The organism is Chryseobacterium sp. VD8, assembly GCF_037149975.1.
GTDB classification, from domain to species: domain Bacteria; phylum Bacteroidota; class Bacteroidia; order Flavobacteriales; family Weeksellaceae; genus Chryseobacterium; species Chryseobacterium indicum.
Genome location: NZ_JBBCQL010000085.1, coordinates 1 through 16577 on the forward strand (window position 1 = coordinate 1; position 16577 = coordinate 16577).

Here is a 16577-nt window from a genome sequence, read left to right on the forward strand (position 1 = left end):
TGTCGATAGAAGGTTTAAGAACATCAAATTCCTGTCTGTCTCCCTGCGGAACCGGACCTGAAATAATTAACGGTGTTCTTGCATCATCTACCAATACAGAGTCTACCTCATCCACGATCGCAAAGTTCAGTTCTCTTTGTACTAGTTCTGAAGGTGAAGTTACCATGTTGTCTCTCAGATAATCGAAACCGAATTCATTATTCGTTCCGTAGGTAATATCTGAATTGTATGCTTTTCTTCTTCCGTCTGAGTTTGGCTGATGATTATCAATACAGTCGATTGACATTCCGTGGAACTGGTACAATGGTCCCATCCATGCCGAGTCTCTTTTCGCAAGATAGTCGTTCACCGTTACTACGTGAACTCCTCTTCCCGGAAGTGCATTTAAGAAAATTGGAAGCGTACCTACCAAAGTTTTACCTTCTCCGGTCGCCATCTCAGCAATTTTTCCGCTGTGAAGAATTACCCCACCGATGAACTGTACATCATAGTGTACCATATCCCAGTTCACAGGCGTTCCTGCAGCGTCCCATGAGTTTTTCCAGACTGCCTGATCGCCCTGAATTTCCACGAAATCTTTTCCTGCGGCAGCCAATTGTCTGTCCCAGTCTGAAGCCGTTACGCGGATTTCTCCGTTTTGCGCCCATCTTCTTGCTGTTTCTTTCACCAAAGCGAAAACTTCAGGAAGAATCTGGCTCAGAACTTTTTCTTCAATTTCGTATGATTCTTTTTTCAGAGACTCAATCTTCGAGAAAAGCGCTTCTTTTTCGTCTACGTTTTTCGAATTTTTGATCTGCTCCTGGATCTGTTCTATCTGTGCTGTGATTTTGCTGGTTGCAGATTTAATATTTTCTTTAAACTCAGCAGTTTTATCTCTTAAACCGTCATCAGACAATTGCTGAATAGCGGGTTCAACAGCTTTGATTTTTGTTACAACTTTTTTTACTTCTTTTAGGTCCTGCGCTTTTTTGTCTCCCAAAAACCCTTTTAGAACTTTGTTTAAAAAACTCATAAATTTTTTGCTTTATGCTTAAAAGGATATCCTTTAAGCGTTTTAAATAACACTTATTGTGTAAAAAATAATATATAAAAAAGGGCAAAAAAGCTCTAAGCAGTGCCTAAAGCTTAATGCTTTTCATTAATATTCGTCTTCGTTCCAAAGATAATCTTCGTCCGTAGGATAATCGCTCCAGATCTCGTCGATCGCATCATAAATTTCCCCTTCATCTTCGATAGCCTGAAGATTTTCTACCACTTCCATTGGTGCACCAGTTCTGATTGCGTAGTCGATAAGCTCTGCTTTAGTCATTGGCCAAGGTGCGTCACTTAAGTATGAAGCTAATTCTAATGTCCAGTACATAATTTTTTAATTTTTTGCAAAAGTATAAAATTAGCTTATATTATATGCTTTTTTATACTTGATTTTCAATTCTTTTTGTTAAATTTCGTTCATCGTGCGCCTTCAGAAAGTGTTTAAAGTACTTTTTCCGGCTTACTGAGGTCATTTTCTCAAAAACCATTCCACAAATTTTTTTATGCCATTTTGGAAGTTTGTGTCAGGTTTGTAGCCAATTAATGTCCTTGCTTTGGTAATATCGGCATTGGTTTTCAGGACATCTCCGGGTTGCATTGGCAGATTTTTGCGGATGGCAGATTTTCCCAACGTCTTTTCGATGGTGGAAAGCATTTCGTTTAAATTAATTACTTCGCTTTCGCCCAGATTAACAATTTCATAAACATCTGAATGATTTTCCAGATAGAGGATTGATTTTAAAATACCGTCAACAACATCATCAATATAAGTATAATCTCTCGCTGTACTTCCGTCTCCGTAGAAAGGGATTTCCTGATCTTCGGAAATTAATTTTGTGAATTTATGAATGGCAAGATCAGGTCTTTGTCTGGGCCCGTAAACCGTGAAAAATCTGAGCTGGATCATATCTATTTTGTATAAATCGTGATAAACGTGTCCTAAAATTTCACCGCATTTTTTGGTTGCTGCATACGGAGAAATGGGATTGTCTACATTGTCGGTTTCAGAAAAAGGAATTTTTTCGTTATTTCCGTAAACGCTTGATGAGGAAGCGCAGACAAATTTATTGATATTGAAATCTTTACAGAGTTCCCAAAGATTCATGGTTCCGCGGATGTTGACTTCTTCGTATTCCAGAGGTCTTTCTATGGAAGGACGAACTCCCGCAAGTGCGGCAAGGTGAATAACAACGTCTATTTTATGGTTCTTAAATATTTCTTCCAACCCTTTTTTATCGCGGATGTCCTGATAATACAGTCTGTAATTTTCTGATTCTGAAACTGAAGTCAGTTTTTCAATATCTTTCTCTTTTTCTAAGTATTCAAAATCCGAAAAATGCTGTATAGCGTCTAAAGTATTCTGAATTTTTATCTGATAGCTGTAGAAATCATCAAAATTGTCAATGTTTATGACAGAATGTCCTTTTTTTAATAATTGTTCGGTAAGGTGGGAACCAATAAAACCGCTTCCTCCGGTTACAAGATAATTCATCCGTATGTTTTTCGTCTTACAAAAATATAAATTTACTTCGTGAAAAATATAATCATTAAATTTACTTAAAAAAGTAATATAAAATTAATATGCAGTTTCAGGGGCAAATTTTAAAGATGACGAGCTTCAACGATGAGCCGATCCAATATTATCTCAATCTTTCCGGTGATCTGATTCACATGAATGAACTTTTCGGAAAAGAACTTACCATTAAACATACAGGTTACCAATGCGTAAACTGTGGCGAAAATAAGCCGATTTACAGAATGGGTTTCTGCAAAAACTGCTTCTTTGAAAGTCCTTATGCAAGCGATACCATCATTCGTCCCGAACTTTCCACAGCGCATCTGGGAATTGCGGAACGGGATTTGGATATAGAAAAGGAAATTCAGTTACAGCCACATACCGTTTATCTTGCGTACACGGGAGAAGTAAAAGTAGGAGTTACAAGAAATACTCAGATTCCTACAAGATGGATTGATCAGGGTGCCACATTTGCGCTGCCGATTGCGAGAACCGAAAACCGATATGAAGCAGGAATGATTGAGGTCGCTTTGAAGCAGCATGTTGCCGATAAAACAAGCTGGAAGAAAATGCTTCAGGATGATTTTGAAGATGAGATAGACCTTGCCGATTTTCAGCAGAAGATAAAAGAATATTTTCCTGAAGATTTCCAGAAGTTCTACAGTGAAGGAGAAAATCTTTGGAGATTCGATTATCCGTTTGAAAAACCTGAAAAAGTAACTTCTTTTACCCTCGATAAAAGACCCGAATATACAGGGAAATTAACAGGAATTAAAGGGCAGTACTTAGGTTTCGACGGAGGCGAATTTATTAACGTAAGAGGACATGAAGGGTATGTAATTGAATTGACTGTTAAAAATTAATAGAATATTGAATTAAAACCAAATCACAAAAAATGAAAGGATGGGTAAAAAAATTATTTCTTGCTCTCGGAATTCTGTTTGCAGTTATCTTACTGGCAAATCTTGGACTGAATATATGGCTGAAAACAAGGCTTCCGCAGTACATAAAAAACAATACAGATTATAAAGTTTCCTACAAAAGTCTGGATGTGGATCTGGTGTCGGGAAATATTCTTTCCACAGGAATTACCGTAAACAGCAAAAATCCGCAAAACTTTAATGTTATCGGACTTCAGGGAACAATTGATACCCTGAAGATAAGCCGTTTCGGGATTTATGATGCCATCTTTAACAAGCAGATCAGTTCTTCGGATTTACTGTTGTCTAAACCTAATCTGAATATTATTCTTGCGAAACCGGTTGATACAAAAACAGGAAAGAAAAGAAATCCGGTACGTTTTGACAACATCCGAATCAATGAAGGAAATATCAGCATTTTCAGATTTACGAAGCAGAAATTCTTTTCTGTGCAGGATCTGAATCTGTATGTTGAAAATCTTCAGATGACGGAAGAAGCCGTAGAAGATAAATTGCCTGTCGTTTTCGATCAGTATACCATTAAAGGAAGTAATTTTTTCTTTCGTCCCGATAATGTGTATGCTTTGGCAATCAGTAAAATAGAAACGAGAAACGGACAAATGTCGATTGATCGGCTTCAACTCATTCCGCTCGTTACTTTTGAGCAGTTTAAAAAATATTATCCTAAAAAAAAGCAGCTTTTTGAGTTTAATATCGAAAAAATGGAGTTCAAAGATATTGTTCTGAAAAAGAATAAAGTTTCTCTGGCAAACGCAAATTTTTACAATCCTGATTTTAAGATTTACACTACAGATGCGGCTCCGGTAAAGCCTAAAAAACCAGTTAATTTTGATATTGATCTCGAAGATATAAAATTGAATAACGCCACTGTTCAGGTAATGAAACCTAACGGAGATCAGCTTTTCTACACTAAAAAGGCAAACCTCAACATCAATAAACTGAGGTTTGATAAGGAAACAAGAGAAGAACTTATTCCGGTAGGTTATAAAGACTTTCAGTTTTCAGCGCAGGATATTTTGTACTCCGATCATCAGGATTTTAAAGTAAAAAGTTTCACGTTAAATCCGAAAAAAGGAGAAATCCGAAATATTTCCGTTGTTCCGAATGGTTCCGCAGCAGGAAAAACCTCAATGAATCTTGTCGCAAACTATATTGGTTTCAACATCAATAAATGGGAATCCGTTGATAAGAAACTGAATCCTGATGTAAAAGATATTTTAGTAGATCAGGTCAAAGGAAGCATCAAAGCAGGAGAAGTTCAGGCAGCAAAAAAAACAGTCAACCTCAGTGGTATTCAGTTTCCGGTAATCATCAGAAAAGTAGTATTGAGAAATTCAGACATTACCTATGAGAAAAACAATCAGCCGTTGAGTTTTAATAAACTGAATGCAACCATTAATGATATTCAGCTTACCTCAAAACCGGACAACTCAGGAATCGCAGTTGATGTAAAAAACTATGCGCTTACTTCGGACAATTTTGCTTACAAAATGGAGTTTTATCATATGACTTCCGGCGCTTTGAAGGTGGATAAAAATAACATCCGGCTTTCTCAGTTTGCGATAAAGCCTATCGTTTCGAGAGCCCAGTTTATCAAAATGATTCCCGTGGAAAGAGATTTATACGATATTAAAGTAAATCAGATTACGGCAAACGGAACATGGGATCTGTTTTCTGACAATAAATCGATTAACGCTTCTAATGTAACCATTGAGTTTGCCGATGCCAATATTTTCAGAAGTAAAATCCCGAAAGACGATCCTAAAGAAAAACCTTTGTATTCGAGATTGCTACGCTCTATAAAAATTCCGATGGTAATCAATAATCTGAATCTTAGAAACTCTGTTCTCGTGTATGAAGAGGATACGCCTGAAAGTGCAGGACCGGGAAAACTGACATTCAGCAATTTTAATATGAATATTAAAAACCTCAATTCTGCCAAAATGAAAGGAAAGCCGACAAGAGTGGACATTAAAATAGACTGTTCTTTTATGAAGTTTGCGCCGCTTTCTGTAAACTGGAATTTCGATGTTGCCGATCAGCGTGATGCTTTCAATATTTCCGGAAGAACCTCGAATCTTCCGGCGCAGGGAATCAACCCGTTTATCCGCCCTTATCTTCATGTAACAGCAACGGGAACCATTCAGGAAATGCTGTTCAATTTCAAAGGGAATCCTAAAGGACTGAACGGAAGTTTTAATCTGAAACATAAAGATCTTAAAATTGCCATTCTGGATAAAAACAACCGTGAAAAGAAAGGTTTTTTAACTGCCGTTGCCAATCTTCTGGTAAAAACAGATTCAGGAAAGCTTCCTGAAGATGTGCAGATAGAAAATGTAGAGAGAGATCCTACCAAATCGTTCTTCAATCTTTTCTGGAAAGGAATTGAGCAGGGATTGAAAAAAACTTTGATCGGAATTAATATCGATGGCGCCAAAAAAACGGTTGAGAATGCCAAAAAGACAGTGAAAAATGTAAAAGAAGATGTAAAAGGCATGAAACAGTCTGTAAAAGAAATCGGGCAGGAGATAAAAAAGAGTCCGGATCAGAATAAAAAGGAACAGTCTGAAAAAGAACCCGAGAAGAAAGGTTTCCTGAAAGGTATATTTAAGAAAAAAGAAAAATCCGGAACTGAATAAGTCCGGATTTTCATCGTATGTAAACTTTAGTAATTGTAATCTTCAGTCTCGTCAAAAGCAATTTCTCTTAGGAATTTATCAAAATCTTCGCCGGGATAATTGCTGTCTGCTCCGTAAGAATCGATGATCATGCCTATATTCCCGTCAGAATCTTTTACCAGATAGAGAACAGCATTGTCATCCGGGCTGCTTGGTCCCTCAAAACGATAAGTTTTAATAATGGTGAGATCTGCAGGCTGGTAAATTCTTTCAGAATTTTCAAATTTCATTTCACAGTTTTCATTCATTCGGAATTCTCTGTGGACGCCTCTTTGTGCCAATTTTGCCATCACCTGGCTTAATGTTGTCATTTTATCAATGTTACCTGTGCTTTCCATAATACTATTTTCTCTTCAAAGTACAATAATTAAACCATTGCTTTATTTTATGTGGTATTGGCAAAGACAAATCAATTTTAAATTTTTTTTCAGTATTTATTAACAAAAATTATAATGACAGAAAATGGTTGGGTATGCTTTTTGCAATAAAGACCGTATATAAATCAGACAGAATATGAAAAAAGAAGTCGGAGTTTTACTGGCAGGAGGAGTTGGTCTTTTGGCAGTATTAAGTATCATAGGAATTAAAAAAATATTACACAGAAAAGATAAAAAATACAGTGATGCCTATTCGGATTATCACAGACATTTCGACGACAAAAACTACGACGAAGAATATCACGGCGTAGAATTTTATGCACTGAAGTAGTTAAAAAATATATCTAAATCATGTTAAAATCCGGGGCTTTTGAAGTTTCGGATTTTTCTTGTGGAAAACTTTAATGTTAAAATTGATTTTTTTAACATCATTACCCTCTAATTTTACATCAGAAATGCAGAACGAAAATATCATAAAAGGACAGGGCGCTCAGCGAAACGTTAACAACCGTTTCGACAGATATACCTTTGAACCTGAAGATGATGATTTTGAAACCGTAAAAACTTCCTTTACCGAAGTTTTCCCCAAAAGCATTGTCAATCAGGTGAAAAGTGATGATTTACCGATGGAATATTCCATGAATCCTTATCAGGGCTGCGAACACGGCTGTTCCTACTGCTTTGCAAGACCTACTCATGAATATTGGGGATATAGCGCCGGAGTTGATTTTGAAAGAAAGATCATGGTGAAGAAAAATGCACCGGAACTCTTAGAAAAGTTTTTTCAGAAAAGAGGATATCAGCCGTCTCCCATTTTACTTTCAGGAAATACAGACTGTTATCAGCCTGCAGAAAGGCAGTTTGAGATTACCAGAAACATACTGCAGGTTTGTCTGGATTACAGACATCCTGTCCATGTTCTTACAAAAAACGCTCTGGTTCTTCGGGATATTGATATTTTGAAGCCTTTAGCTGAACAGAATCTTGTGTCTGTTTCTTTAAGTATTCCCACCATAAATGAGGAGCTTAGAAGAAAGATGGAGCCGAGAACCAGCTCTGCTAAAAACAAGCTGAAAGCCATAGAAATTCTGTCTGAAAATGAAATTCCCGTTAATGTAATGGTTGCTCCCATTATTCCGGGATTAAACAGTGATGAACCTTTAATGATACTGAAAGCCATTGCTGAAGCCGGAGCACAAGGGTTTGGATATACTCTGGTGAGATTAAATGATTCTGTAGAACCGGTATTTGTCAACTGGATTGAAAATACGTTTCCAGATCGTGCACAGAAAGTATTAAATCTTATCCGATCCATGCGGGGCGGAAAATTAGGTGAGAAAAAGTTCTTCGACAGGCAAAAGGGAGAAGGAAATATTGCAGAAATGATTCATAATACCTTTAAAATAGGGAGAAAAAAATTTTTTGATGGTAAAGAATTTCCAAAACTTTCTGTCAAGAATTTTACAGGAACAAAAGATCAGCAGCTGAGGTTGTTTGATTGATGATTTTCTTCAATAATGAAAAAAATAAACCGCTCCAATCAGGAACGGTTTTTTTATAACTTTTTGCAGTCCGGTCTACATATCTGTTACGGGACATTTGAAATCCTTGCTGCATGCAGCGCACACAATGATGTCTCCGCAAACATACATGCAGAATTCCGGTTCTTGCGGTAGAGATTTGATTACGCCTGATCCTTTAATTCCTTTTAATTGACTTTTGCTTAATTTTTTTAAATTTTTCATATTGTTTTAGTTAAAAATTTGATAGTAATGTAAAGATAATCAAAAAATTAATAAATCAAACAGTTGTGGTATATTTTTAATTATTTTTTATGCATCAATAAAAAATGGCTGAATTTTCATATATTGGTGAATAATATTTTATATTTTTCATTATTGAGTTTTCAATAAATAAGCGGTTTCCGAAAAGCTGAAAGAGTAGGAGTACATCAAATCAAAACTATGAAAAATTTTAAAAAGCTTTCAAGAGAAGACAAAAAAAGAATTTCTGCGGGCTACGGTCCTGCGTATTGCATTGAAGGAGGCGGTCCCGGTTCAGGCGGCTGTGGCGCAAATGAAATCTGTTCCGGCGGAAAATGTGTACCGTATCAGGATCCGGGAGGAGATCCGGGAAATCCCGGCGGCGGTGGAGATACTTATACCTGTATCTGTCCGTGGGGAACTTTTACACAATCCACACCTTGTCCTGAATTCTATTGTATTACAGGATAATAAAAAAAGGAAGGTGTTTGTTGCCTTCCTTTCTTATATATTTTCCCTAAAAACAAAAAACCGGGCAAATTTACCCGGTTCTGTATTTATTTTTTAATCAATCCTAATTCAATTAATCTCTCGTGTAAAAATTCTCCTGCTGTTGTATCTTCATACAATTTAGGGTTGTTTTCGTCTACACAGTTTTCAAGAGCATTCAGTGACATAGAACTCACGGGATGCATAAAGAAAGGAATTGAATATCTTGAAGTTCCCCACAATTCTCTTGGCGGATTTACCACTCTGTGAATCGTAGACTTCAGTTTGTTGTTGGTATGTCTCGAAAGCATATCTCCAACGTTAATCATCAGTTCATCCGGTTCTGCGATCGCATCGATCCATTCTCCGTTATGATTCTGAACCTGAAGACCTTTCCCCTGAGAACCCATTAAAAGAGTAATCAGATTAATGTCTCCGTGAGCAGCAGCTCTTACCGCATCATCCGGCTCTTCCGTGATCGGCGGATAATGAATAGGTCTTAAAATAGAGTTTCCTTCTGCAATTTTATCATCAAAATAAAATTCATCAAGACCAAGATAAAGCGCTAAAGCTCTCAGAACATACTGTCCTGTTTTTTCCAACATTTGGAAAGCTTCTTTCCCTACTTCGTTGAATTTTGGAAGTTCTTCAACGATTACATTGTCCGGATACTCGCTTTTGTATTGGGAATCATCAGACACATATTGTCCGAAATGCCAAAACTCTTTCAAGTCTCCTTTTTTGAAGCCTTTTGCAGTCTCCTTACCGAATCCTACATAGCCTCTTTGTCCGCCAATCCCCGGAATCTCATACTTCTGTTTTGTTTCCGTTGGCAATTCAAAAAAGTTTCTTACCTCTCCATACAGTTCATCCACCAATTTGTCATCAAGAAAATGGCCTTTTAAGGCTACAAAACCAATTTCTTCATAAGCTTTTCCGATTTCATTTACAAATTTCTGTTTGCGTTCCGGGTCACCCGAAAGGAAATCACGCAGGTCTACACTAGGTATTTTATCCATTTTTAGAAATTTACGAACTGCTAAATTACAGATTTTTAAATTAAAAATTATTTCGTGTTACGCATTTATCAGTTAAATTTGTATTATGAAAAAATATTCTTCCAAAAGAAGTATTCAGATACTTGCACACCTTCTTCAGCAATACGGAATTTCAGATATCATTGTTTCCCCGGGATCCAGAAATGCACCTTTGGCGATTCATTTTTCAGAGATCGACAGTTTCAACTGTTACAGTATTGTGGACGAAAGGAGTGCGGCTTTTGTAGGAATGGGAATGGCGATGAGCGAGAAAAAACCTGTTGCAGTTACCTGTACAAGTGGTTCAGCCTCCGTAAATTATTATCCTGCGATCACGGAAGCTTTTTATTCCAATATTCCGCTTTTGGTATTAACTGCTGACAGACCAACGGATTATGTGGATATTTTCGACGGACAGACGATCCGTCAGAATAATCTTTTTCATCAGCATTCTTACGGAGATTTTCAGCTTTTGGAAGACGGAAAGGAAAATGCGGAAGATATTAATTTTGATATTATTAAAAAAGCGATTGAACTTTGTATTGAAAAACAAGGTCCGGTTCACATCAATATTCCTCTGGAAGAACCTTTGTATGAACTGATTTCAGAATTGCCGACTTTCCCGACGGTTGAAAAAACAATCAAGCAGAAAGAATACGAAATTCCTTCCAATCTTGTGGCAGACTGGAATACCTCACAGAGAATCATGATTCTTGTGGGAACCAAAGATCACAGTCCTGAATTGGAAAATCAGTTAACGCAATTGGTTAAAAATCATACGGTTGTTGTGTTGAGTGAAGCAAATTCAAATTTATACCACGAAAAATTTTTCAGACATATAGACCGATACGTTTTCAATTTTACGGAAGAAGACTTTAAAATGTATGCTCCGGATTTGCTGATCACAGTGGGGCAAAACGTTGTTTCCAAAAAAGTGAAACAGTTTTTAAGAAAAGCCAAACCAAAACAGCACTGGCATTTAGATCCTGTATGGCAGCCGGATACGTATTTTGCCCTGACCGAAAAGATCGAGGTAAAACCTGAAGTTTTCTTTTCTAAATTATTAAAATTTGTCAATCTCGAACCTAAGCCTTATTTCAATCTATGGGATGTTTTAAGAGATAAAAAGGATGCAAAACATGAGAAGTTCATAAGTTCTGTGGATTTTTCAGATTTTTATTTTTTCAATAAAACAGCACAGATTGTTCCTGAAAATTATAATATTCATTTCAGCAACAGTTCGGCGATACGATATGCGCAGCTTTTCGATTATGGTAAAAGAAGAATTTACTGCAACAGAGGAACGAGCGGAATCGATGGCTCAACTTCTACAGCAATGGGATTTGCAATCAAAAATTCTAATCCTACCTTATTGATTACCGGAGATTTAAGTTTTTTCTATGACATTAACGGACTTTGGAATCAGTACATTCCGCCGTTTGTAAGAATTATGATTTTTAATAACGGCGAAGGAAATATTTTCAAAATTATACCGGGACCGGGAAATGCCAATCCGAATACTCTGGACGAATTTATCGCCACAAAACATCATAAAAATGCGGAATATTTAGCCAAACATTTCGGATTCTCTTACACAAAAGTAGATGAAGAGGTAACTTTAGACCGTGTTCTTGAAAATTTCTTTAAACCGGATGTTCAGCCTAAAATATTGGAAATCAATACGCAGGCTCTGCATAATGCAGATATACAAAAGTCTTATTTTAACTTCCTGAAAGAAAATTAAAGATCTAAATATTCTTCATTTCCCGGCAGGTTGATAATTCTGTCCAAAGGATAGATGAAGTTTTCGTCAAAATCATTCATCGCATTAATGATTTGGAAATGAGAGAATTGCTTTATATTCTGTAAAGTGATCTCGGTTTCTTTTACTTTTTTATGTTTTAAAAGATTTTGTCTCTGTACCCCGTTCAAAAGATAAGTTGAAGGTGTAAACCAGTCTTTGCCCTTCAGAAATAAAAGGTTGGAGTATGAAGTGTCGGTAATGTGATTGTTTTTAACGATAATAATCTCTTCCGCTTTGGATTTCATCTTCATTTTTTCCAGTTCTTTCCGGTCTTCAAACTTAAAAGAGTAATCATAGCTGTTGTTTTCCACCAGCTGGAAATCATCAATTTCAGGAATTGCATAAGGAATCATCTGGGTACGGATCTTTTTATCAAGATCATACACAAGTCTCAGCTTGAAAAGACCGTCTTCATCATGATCCAGATGTTTGTACACCTTCGCAAGATCTATTGTGCCTTCTTTCCCGAAATGGGCGAAAGTCCGGTCTACACGCTTCTGATGAAATTCAAGCAAATAAATTTCCTGATCTTCTACTTTAATGCTTTCAATGAATTGGGACATAGATTTTGTTTTTCATTTCCTGATATTCGTCTTCTAACCTGCTCATGTGTGTAATTCCGCCCCCGCTTTTAAAGAAAAGCTCTTCTCCTTCTTTTTCAATAAAACGGATCATTACACAACTGTCGACATTTTTTCCATCAAACCAACCACAAACTCCTGTATAATATCCTCTTTCATAACCTTCTGCATCCAGAATAATTTCCAGTGTTTTAGGTTTTGGAGCTCCCAAAATAGAACCTGCAGGAAGCAGTTTTTTCATAATGCTTCCCAGTTTTCCATTAAATTCAGGTTTGATGTTTCCTGAAATTTCGGAACTCATTGCATACAAATCTTTTTGTTTTGTTTTGATGAAATCGATGTATTGAAATTTGTCAACCTTCACATCGTCTGCTACCATGCTCAGATCGTTTCGGAGCAAATCTACCACTGTGTAATGTTCGGCTTTCTCTTTTTTATCATTTTTAAGAATTTCTGCCGCATTATCCAGAGAAGCATCAATAGTGCCTTTCATGGGATAGGTAAAAATTTTTCCGTCGTTGATCTTTACAAAAGTTTCAGGAGAAAAAAATACGAAAAAATCTTTATAAAAAACTTTATATTTCGCGGAAGAATGATAAAATATTTCTTTTAGTGTTAAATTCGTCTCAATTTTAGTTTTTCGGGTATAATTTACCAGATAAGAATTTCCAAAGCGAATATTTTTCTGAACTTTATCGAATCCTGTTTTAAAGCTTTCCAAAGTTTCAGGATAAGAAATCCATTCTACTTTTTTGTTTAAATGAGGCTTTGTTTGTACGTTTGAAAAGTTTTGAAAATCAATTAATAAGCCTGAATTTTCAATTTCATCTTCTTTAAAGATTTCAACATTCTCCGTAAGAAAATCAATGATAAAAAAGTAGGGAACTTTCTGTAGTGAAAGTTCATCCATTTCAATAAATTTTTGATGATTCGCCGAAAACATTCCGCAAAAGTAATTATTGATGTTTACTTTTGCACAAAATTTTTTTAATGGAAAACAAATATCCGCAGAAACCGGGATTAGATTTTATATTGAAGCAGGCATTTTTCTACTGGAATAAAACACTGATTTTTCAGCTGATGTTTTCGGTGCTTTACTTTGCCATATTTTTTACTTCAATGTTTTTCTTTGCAGAAAAATTCGGAGTTCTGGATCAGCAGCAGGAACTTCTGGAAGCCTATAAAAACGGAATGGATGCTTATTTAGCAAAAGCTGCGGAACTTGGGCAAACAGATAATTCTCGATATTTCAGCTATGCTTTACTGGGGACACTGGTTTTTCTTTATCCTTTAAATCTCGGATTTTTTCAGATTTTCAGAAAGATTGATTTAAAAGAGAAAATTGAGATCGGAGATTTGCTGGCAGGTTATAACGGCACAAATTTCTTCAGATATATTTCTTACGGTCTTTTTTGGTTTTTGATTTATGCCATGATTTTCAATACCTTAATTTTGCCTGTAATCTGGGTTTGTATTACAATATTTGTAGCTCCTATGATGTTTTTTATGAACCGAACCATCTTCGAATCGATTTCTTTGAATTTGAAAGCATTGAAGATGTATTTTCTGGAAATATTTGTCTGTGTGATGGTTGCGGTAATTTTTAAATACATTGGATTTACTTTATTCTTTATAGGAGGTTTATTCACTTTTCCGTTCTGGAATGCAATGATTTATTCACTTTATAAAACCATTTTCTCCGAAAAAGAATAAAATTGACGTGTTTTTAATGTATTTCTGCTAAAAAAATATTAATTTGGTAGTAATAACATTAAAAAATTACACCATGTCAGAATTTAATGAATTTGACCAGCAGGGTTCTGTTCCGGAAAAAAGTACAGGGTCCATTATTTCTCATGCTTTCGAAATGTATAAAGGTATTTTCCTGTATGCAGTAATTGCAATGATTATTTACAGTATTTTAGGTGCCATTATTCAGTCTGTTTCCGGGGTGAATTCAGCGGCAATGTTCGAAGATATGCGGGATTCCGGCGATTATTCAAGTTTTAGCGCATTCAGTGCACCGGGAATGCCTTTGTATTTAACGTTGTCCGGAGTTTTAGGGCTTCTGCTTTCTCCTCTATATGTGGGATTAATTTACATGACGAATAAATACAATACGAAAAATCCTATCGAGTTTTCTGATCTTTTTATTGGATATAAACAAAATTTTGTAAATATCCTGATTTACGCATTACTGGCAGGGGTCATTTCTACCGTTGCTCTTTCTCTTTGTGTATTCCCGATTATTTTTGTCTATCCTTTTCTGATGCTGGGTTACCCGATTTTATTATTTGAAAATGCATCTGCAACGGATGCTTTGGGAAAGTCATTTAATATCGTAAAAGAAAATTACGGAGTTTTCCTTGGCGCAACATTTGTAGGTTTCCTTTTATCAATGGCGGGAATAGTGCTTTGCTTTATTGGAATTATTGTAACGGCACCATTCATTTTTGCAGTCATGTATTCTCTGTACTGCGCTCATTTAGGAAAACCAAGACAAATAATAAACAAATAATGAATAAAAATGAACAAATCAGCAGCGTTAAAATAAAGCAGGTATTTCTTCTTGCTATCATTTTGGTTCTTACAGGTTTAATCTGTTATAATCTTGCGCTGTTTATCCCTTCTGTTCTGGGGGCAATTACCATCTATGTGGTTTGCAGGAAGTATAACTTTTATCTGCAGGAGGAGAAAAACTGGAAACCGTGGCTTGCGTCATTAACACTGATGTTTGCCAGTTTAGTCATTCTTATTCTTCCCATTTATTTTATTGGAGATCTTTTAATTGAGAAATTAGGAAATGCGCAGGCTTACATGGATAAGTTTAACGTATTTCTTGAAAAAATTCATACTTATATTTTCGATAAAGTAGGGTTCGATATTTTAAGCAAAGAAAATATGGACAAGCTGAAAAGCAACGTAGGGCAGTTTTCTACAAAAGCTCTCAGCGGAACTGTAAATACATTAACCGTAGTTATGTCGATGTATTTTATTCTCTATTTTATGTTGGCAAAGCCGCGTTTTTTTGAAAGAATTCTGTCGTCTTCCGCTCCTTTGAAAAGAGCCAATGTATCTATGATCGGCGAAAAGATGAGAAAGCTTATCATGGCCAATGCCATCGGAATTCCCGTGGTTGCTATCGGACAGGGTATTGTTGCACTGGTAGGATATTTTATTTTTGATGCGCCAAGCCCGGTTTTACTTTTTGCATTAACGGCAGCTGCTTCGATGGTTCCTGTGGTGGGTGCAGCAATTGTGTATATTCCGGTCTGTATTTATATGATTGCAGAGGGAAATACGGGAACAGGACTGGGATTGGCTGCTTACTGTCTTATTGTTGTAGGATTAACCGATAATGTGCTTCGTTTTACGCTTCTGAAGAAGTTAGAAGATATCCATCCTTTAAACACTGTTTTCGGGATTATTATGGGAATGAATTTATTTGGATTCATGGGATTGGTTTTCGGTCCGATTTTAATTTCGTTAACTTTGCTTTTGATTCAGGTATACAGAAATGAGTTTTCGGATGACGATACTCCTGAACTTGAACTTCCCAACAAAAATGAAGAACTGGAAGGTAAAATAGATTTAATGATATAACATGGAGAACGGAATAAACCCTGAAATACTACAGGAAATCTGCGTTGTTAAAATGCCTTTCGGAAAATACGAAGGAACCATTCTCGCGGATCTTCCGATAAGCTATCTGGAATGGTTCGCCAGAACAGGAATGCCCAAAGGAAAATTAGGAATGCAGTTAGCAACGATTTACGAAATAAAACTGAATGGTTTAATGGATTTGCTGATTCCAATTCGGGGAGGAGTAGTGAATTTTCAAAAGCCTAAAACAAAGACGTATAAATTTTAGCATAATGTTTCGGCGGCATCGAAGATGCCGCCGAAACATTTTTTATCTTAAATAAATCAAAAATTATTTAGGCTCCCAAAGCTCAACCTTATTTCCTTCAAGATCAAGAATATGTACAAACTTTCCGAAATCATAAACCGCAATCTCGTCTAAAATTTCAACATTTTCTTTTTTCAGTTCTTCAACTAAAGCTTCAAGATTATCAACAGTATAATTAATCATAAAGTCCCTTGTGGAAGGCTCAAAATACTTAGTGGTTTCAGGAGAAGGACTCCATGTTAAAGAACCTTTTGGATTGGATTCCGCAGCCTCTTTCCATTCGAAAGTTGCGCCGTATTCATTAACATCAATTCCAAGATGAGTTGTATACCATTCTTTTAAAGCTTTCGGATCTTTACACTTGAAGAATATTCCGCCGATTCCTGTTACTCTTTTCATTTTATAGCTGGTTGGTTTTTAAATATATTTCAGGTTTCGGCGGTCGCGGC

18 protein-coding genes and 1 pseudogene are annotated in these 16577 nt (G+C 36.2%); 10 read left to right on the top strand and 9 right to left on the bottom strand.

Going from position 1 to position 16577, the window contains the following annotated elements; genetic code table 11:
* The 3 genes and pseudogenes from secA to WFK35_RS11155 all read right to left on the bottom strand — a co-directional run.
* Positions 1-1012: pseudogene (secA, locus tag WFK35_RS11145) on the bottom strand (preprotein translocase subunit SecA); the annotation flags it as partial.
* 126 nt (positions 1013-1138) lie between these two features.
* A complete protein-coding gene (locus tag WFK35_RS11150; RefSeq protein WP_027382805.1) occupies positions 1139-1360 on the bottom strand; it encodes a DUF2795 domain-containing protein in 222 nt (73 codons plus the stop codon).
* A gap of 141 nt (positions 1361-1501) precedes the next feature.
* Positions 1502-2524 carry a GDP-mannose 4,6-dehydratase gene (locus WFK35_RS11155; RefSeq protein WP_336732696.1) on the bottom strand — a complete coding sequence of 341 codons (1023 nt, stop codon included), beginning with the start codon at positions 2522-2524 and terminating at the stop codon, positions 1502-1504.
* Positions 2525-2613: 89 nt separating this feature from the next.
* On the opposite strand from WFK35_RS11155, the gene WFK35_RS11160 reads away from it, so the two are divergent.
* A complete protein-coding gene (locus WFK35_RS11160; protein WP_235132288.1) occupies positions 2614-3411 on the top strand; it encodes a DUF2797 domain-containing protein in 798 nt (265 codons plus the stop codon).
* A 32-nt stretch (positions 3412-3443) separates the two neighbouring features.
* Positions 3444-6128 (top strand): hypothetical protein, encoded by a 2685-nt coding sequence (locus WFK35_RS11165; RefSeq protein WP_336732697.1) that lies wholly within the window; start codon positions 3444-3446, stop codon positions 6126-6128.
* Positions 6129-6154: 26 nt separating this feature from the next.
* Here the strand turns inward: WFK35_RS11165 and WFK35_RS11170 are convergent, their stop codons facing one another.
* Positions 6155-6505: a hypothetical protein gene (locus WFK35_RS11170; RefSeq protein ID WP_235132290.1), complete on the bottom strand. Its 351-nt coding sequence runs from the start codon at positions 6503-6505 to the stop codon at positions 6155-6157.
* Between the two features lie 175 nt (positions 6506-6680).
* On the opposite strand from WFK35_RS11170, the gene WFK35_RS11175 reads away from it, so the two are divergent.
* Positions 6681-6875 (top strand): hypothetical protein, encoded by a 195-nt coding sequence (locus WFK35_RS11175; protein WP_235132291.1) that lies wholly within the window; start codon positions 6681-6683, stop codon positions 6873-6875.
* Positions 6876-6999: 124 nt separating this feature from the next.
* Positions 7000-8046, top strand: coding sequence for a PA0069 family radical SAM protein (locus WFK35_RS11180; protein WP_336732698.1), 1047 nt, complete (start codon positions 7000-7002; stop codon positions 8044-8046).
* A 75-nt stretch (positions 8047-8121) separates the two neighbouring features.
* Here the strand turns inward: WFK35_RS11180 and WFK35_RS11185 are convergent, their stop codons facing one another.
* Positions 8122-8289, bottom strand: a complete 168-nt coding sequence (locus WFK35_RS11185; protein ID WP_336732699.1) for a bacteriocin-like protein — start codon at positions 8287-8289, stop codon at positions 8122-8124.
* A 219-nt stretch (positions 8290-8508) separates the two neighbouring features.
* Here WFK35_RS11185 and WFK35_RS11190 point away from each other — a divergent pair, with 219 nt between their 5' ends.
* Positions 8509-8778 (top strand): bacteriocin-like protein, encoded by a 270-nt coding sequence (locus WFK35_RS11190; RefSeq protein WP_271160056.1) that lies wholly within the window; start codon positions 8509-8511, stop codon positions 8776-8778.
* A gap of 86 nt (positions 8779-8864) precedes the next feature.
* Here WFK35_RS11190 and WFK35_RS11195 read toward each other — a convergent pair whose 3' ends face one another.
* On the bottom strand, positions 8865-9815 hold the full coding sequence (locus tag WFK35_RS11195) for an isopenicillin N synthase family dioxygenase (protein ID WP_214587952.1): 951 nt from the start codon (positions 9813-9815) through the stop codon (positions 8865-8867).
* A gap of 85 nt (positions 9816-9900) precedes the next feature.
* Between WFK35_RS11195 and menD the strand changes: the two genes are divergently transcribed.
* Positions 9901-11577, top strand: a complete 1677-nt coding sequence (gene menD / locus WFK35_RS11200; RefSeq protein ID WP_336732700.1) for a 2-succinyl-5-enolpyruvyl-6-hydroxy-3-cyclohexene-1-carboxylic-acid synthase — start codon at positions 9901-9903, stop codon at positions 11575-11577.
* On the opposite strand, the gene WFK35_RS11205 is transcribed toward menD, so the two are convergent.
* Together WFK35_RS11205 and WFK35_RS11210 are read right to left on the bottom strand one after the other, a co-directional pair.
* A complete protein-coding gene (locus WFK35_RS11205) occupies positions 11574-12200 on the bottom strand; it encodes an aminotransferase class IV (RefSeq protein WP_336732701.1) in 627 nt (208 codons plus the stop codon). The two genes, menD and WFK35_RS11205, sit on opposite strands and share 4 nt — an antisense overlap.
* The gene (locus tag WFK35_RS11210; protein ID WP_336689600.1) at positions 12184-13161 is read right to left on the bottom strand and encodes an aminodeoxychorismate synthase component I; all 978 of its coding nucleotides are present in this window, start codon (positions 13159-13161) and stop codon (positions 12184-12186) included. The genes WFK35_RS11205 and WFK35_RS11210 overlap by 17 nt, the downstream gene beginning before the upstream one ends.
* 47 nt (positions 13162-13208) lie before the next feature.
* Between WFK35_RS11210 and WFK35_RS11215 the strand changes: the two genes are divergently transcribed.
* From WFK35_RS11215 to WFK35_RS11230, 4 genes are all read left to right on the top strand, one after another.
* Positions 13209-13931 carry a hypothetical protein gene (locus tag WFK35_RS11215; RefSeq protein WP_336732702.1) on the top strand — a complete coding sequence of 241 codons (723 nt, stop codon included), beginning with the start codon at positions 13209-13211 and terminating at the stop codon, positions 13929-13931.
* A 73-nt stretch (positions 13932-14004) separates the two neighbouring features.
* Positions 14005-14736 (top strand): beta-carotene 15,15'-monooxygenase, encoded by a 732-nt coding sequence (locus tag WFK35_RS11220; protein WP_336732703.1) that lies wholly within the window; start codon positions 14005-14007, stop codon positions 14734-14736.
* Complete coding sequence (locus WFK35_RS11225) at positions 14736-15821, top strand: AI-2E family transporter (RefSeq protein ID WP_214587959.1); 1086 nt, start codon at positions 14736-14738, stop codon at positions 15819-15821. Before WFK35_RS11220 ends, WFK35_RS11225 begins: the two co-directional genes overlap by 1 nt.
* 13 nt (positions 15822-15834) lie before the next feature.
* Positions 15835-16089, top strand: coding sequence for a DUF3820 family protein (locus tag WFK35_RS11230; protein WP_336732705.1), 255 nt, complete (start codon positions 15835-15837; stop codon positions 16087-16089).
* Between the two features lie 63 nt (positions 16090-16152).
* Here the strand turns inward: WFK35_RS11230 and WFK35_RS11235 are convergent, their stop codons facing one another.
* The gene (locus tag WFK35_RS11235) at positions 16153-16527 is read right to left on the bottom strand and encodes a VOC family protein (RefSeq protein WP_336732704.1); all 375 of its coding nucleotides are present in this window, start codon (positions 16525-16527) and stop codon (positions 16153-16155) included.
* Between the last annotated feature and the right edge of the window lie 50 nt (positions 16528-16577).

What these genes read in the sequence shown, in the direction of transcription:
- WFK35_RS11220 (WP_336732703.1), top strand. Translation starts at nt 14,005, where the DNA reads ATGTCAGAATTTAATGAATTTGACCAGCAGGGTTCTGTTCCGGAAAAA.
- WFK35_RS11175 (WP_235132291.1), top strand. Translation starts at nt 6,681, where the DNA reads ATGAAAAAAGAAGTCGGAGTTTTACTGGCAGGAGGAGTTGGTCTTTTG.
- WFK35_RS11155 (WP_336732696.1), bottom strand. Translation starts at nt 2,524, where the DNA reads ATGAATTATCTTGTAACCGGAGGAAGCGGTTTTATTGGTTCCCACCTT.
- WFK35_RS11195 (WP_214587952.1), bottom strand. Translation starts at nt 9,815, where the DNA reads ATGGATAAAATACCTAGTGTAGACCTGCGTGATTTCCTTTCGGGTGAC.
- WFK35_RS11160 (WP_235132288.1), top strand. Translation starts at nt 2,614, where the DNA reads ATGCAGTTTCAGGGGCAAATTTTAAAGATGACGAGCTTCAACGATGAG.
- WFK35_RS11170 (WP_235132290.1), bottom strand. Translation starts at nt 6,505, where the DNA reads ATGGAAAGCACAGGTAACATTGATAAAATGACAACATTAAGCCAGGTG.
- WFK35_RS11150 (WP_027382805.1), bottom strand. Translation starts at nt 1,360, where the DNA reads ATGTACTGGACATTAGAATTAGCTTCATACTTAAGTGACGCACCTTGG.
- WFK35_RS11210 (WP_336689600.1), bottom strand. Translation starts at nt 13,161, where the DNA reads ATGTTTTCGGCGAATCATCAAAAATTTATTGAAATGGATGAACTTTCA.
- WFK35_RS11190 (WP_271160056.1), top strand. Translation starts at nt 8,509, where the DNA reads ATGAAAAATTTTAAAAAGCTTTCAAGAGAAGACAAAAAAAGAATTTCT.
- menD (WP_336732700.1), top strand. Translation starts at nt 9,901, where the DNA reads ATGAAAAAATATTCTTCCAAAAGAAGTATTCAGATACTTGCACACCTT.
- WFK35_RS11235 (WP_336732704.1), bottom strand. Translation starts at nt 16,527, where the DNA reads ATGAAAAGAGTAACAGGAATCGGCGGAATATTCTTCAAGTGTAAAGAT.
- WFK35_RS11165 (WP_336732697.1), top strand. Translation starts at nt 3,444, where the DNA reads ATGAAAGGATGGGTAAAAAAATTATTTCTTGCTCTCGGAATTCTGTTT.
- WFK35_RS11205 (WP_336732701.1), bottom strand. Translation starts at nt 12,200, where the DNA reads ATGTCCCAATTCATTGAAAGCATTAAAGTAGAAGATCAGGAAATTTAT.
- WFK35_RS11225 (WP_214587959.1), top strand. Translation starts at nt 14,736, where the DNA reads ATGAATAAAAATGAACAAATCAGCAGCGTTAAAATAAAGCAGGTATTT.
- WFK35_RS11180 (WP_336732698.1), top strand. Translation starts at nt 7,000, where the DNA reads ATGCAGAACGAAAATATCATAAAAGGACAGGGCGCTCAGCGAAACGTT.
- WFK35_RS11185 (WP_336732699.1), bottom strand. Translation starts at nt 8,289, where the DNA reads ATGAAAAATTTAAAAAAATTAAGCAAAAGTCAATTAAAAGGAATTAAA.
- WFK35_RS11215 (WP_336732702.1), top strand. Translation starts at nt 13,209, where the DNA reads ATGGAAAACAAATATCCGCAGAAACCGGGATTAGATTTTATATTGAAG.